The organism is Chamaesiphon sp. OTE_8_metabat_110, from assembly GCF_031382685.1.
Taxonomy (GTDB): domain Bacteria; phylum Cyanobacteriota; class Cyanobacteriia; order Cyanobacteriales; family Chamaesiphonaceae; genus Chamaesiphon.
The window spans coordinates 1-2176 of sequence record NZ_JANMZA010000238.1; the positions used below are offsets into that span (position 1 = coordinate 1).

Sequence of the window (2176 nt, forward strand, 5' to 3'; positions counted from 1 at the left end):
CTGTAAAACCAAGCGCGGATCGAGGGTTTGGCACCGTTCTCGCAGGTGTAACTGCTGTTGGGACGCAGTTTGCAATTTAGCCGCGATCGCCCGCTGGAGACGCTGCTGGAGTCCGTGGAGCCGATCGATTTCTAGTGCCAATTGGCGATCGGGCTTGATGCGTTCGCACCGCAGCCGCAAGCGATCTAATTGCGACTGACGCTCGATCGCGACTCGCTGCATGGCAGTTTTCAGCCGATCGACCCTCGCCAAATGTGCGTCGATTTCATCCTGGAGCGCGGGCACCACCAGCATCGCAGCCGCTGTCGGCGTAGTGGCTCTCGCATCAGCAACCAAATCCGCCAACGACTCATCGCGATCGTGTCCGATTCCCGTCACTACTGGTACCGGACATTCGGCAATGGCGCGGACGACAATTTCACTATTAAAACAGCTCAAATCTTCGCTGGCACCGCCACCTCTAGCCAGAATCACCACCTCCGCCCGACCGTCGATCGCCACCCGCGAGAGCGCCCGTTCGATCGAATTGGGCGCGTTTTCCCCCTGCACCGTCGCTGGCGAAAATAATACCAACACCCCCGGATCGCGTGCTAGTATCGATCGCGTGATATCGCCCCACGCTGCCGCCGTTGGGGAAGTAACTACCGCGATCGTCTGGGGATGAGCTGGCAGGGCGCGTTTGCGCTCTCGATCGAACAAACCTTCAGCGGCGAGCCTTTGCTTGAGCCGTTGCAACCGCAAAGCCTGTAAACCCTCGCCCAAGGGTAAAACCTGCTGCGCCTGAAACTGATATTTACCATGCGGCGCGTAGACAGCAATCTTGCCAAACACGAGTACTTCCGTGCCAACTTGCGGCTTTGTCTCTAGTTCGGGAATTTGACTTTTCCACACCACCGCTGGTAGGGCAGCTTTACCCACCTTATCCTTGAGCGTAAAGTAGATGCCCGAAGGATGATGGGTGGCACTAGATACTTCTCCACTCACCCACACCTGTCGCAATTGCGGAGTCGATAGTAATGCTTGTTCGATATAGCGAGTCAAACCATCGATGGAGATCGGATCGAGTGGATACAGATCGGTAGGTGCATAATTCAACATTGTCAAGCTTGAGCCGACGAGACTTATCAAATTAGTCTAACTCAAGCTTGTGGGGACAGGGGATACATCCTTCTGTGGAAATTTTTGATAAATGCGTAGTCCTTTACCCCACCCCAGCCCTCCCCTTATAAAGGGGAGGGAGCAATAAAGCCCCCCTTTATAAGGGGGGTTGGGGGGGTAGAGCACCATCGAAAACGAAGCTGAAAAGTTTGCGTGTAAATCCTAATTTTTGGTGTAGATCGACGATACACAAAGACAAGCACTAGCCAGATGATTAAAATAGAGATACGCCCCGATCGCAATTTGGGATCTAGTGAATCTCATCAGACTAGCCTCAACGCCTTGTCCGCCACAATCCAATGGTTGAGAGCTAACGATCGTCACTGGGGCACAACAATTTAATTACCTGCAAATTTGAGTTCCTTCAAGGAGAATCGAGCATGAAATATCGCCGCTTGGGACATTCTGGCTTACAAATCAGTGAATTGTCGCTGGGATCTTGGATTACATACGGCAATCAGGTAGACAAGAATGCCGCGATCGAAACTCTCGCCGCCGCTAGAGATGCTGGTGTAAACTTCTTTGATAACGCCGAAGTATATGCTGGTGGCAAAGCTGAAACATTGATGGGCGATGCGCTCCAGCATTTAGGCTGGGAGCGCGAATCTTATATCGTCTCTACTAAGTTTTATTGGGGAATTGCCGAAGGGCCAAATCGCAAGAATACACTCAATCGTAAGTACCTCCACCACGCGATCGATGCTTCGCTGCAACGTTTACAACTAGACTATGTAGATTTAGTATTTTGCCATCGTCCCGATCCCAATACCCCGATCGAAGAGACAGTGTGGGCAATGCACGATATGATTCAACAGGGCAAAGCACTCTACTGGGGCACGTCAGAATGGTCGGCAGCCGAGATCCGCAGCGCGTGGCAAATTGCCGATCGACACCACCTGCACAAGCCCGTAATGGAGCAACCCCAGTACAATCTATTTCGACGCGATCGCGGTGAAATAAATTGTACTGGGGTTGCTCCATCACTGGCTTGTGCAGATGGTGTCGATCGGCAATTTGC

At 52.3% G+C, this 2176-nt stretch carries 2 protein-coding genes; one reads left to right on the forward strand and one right to left on the reverse strand.

Going from position 1 to position 2176, the window contains the following annotated elements:
* A partial coding sequence (gene xseA / locus RMO52_RS08855; RefSeq protein ID WP_310413054.1) for an exodeoxyribonuclease VII large subunit occupies positions 1-1098 on the reverse strand: 1098 nt, incomplete at its 3' end.
* Between the two features lie 440 nt (positions 1099-1538).
* On the opposite strand from xseA, the gene RMO52_RS08860 reads away from it, so the two are divergent.
* Positions 1539-2176 (forward strand): aldo/keto reductase (locus RMO52_RS08860; protein ID WP_310413057.1); only part of this gene is annotated, 638 nt, incomplete at its 3' end.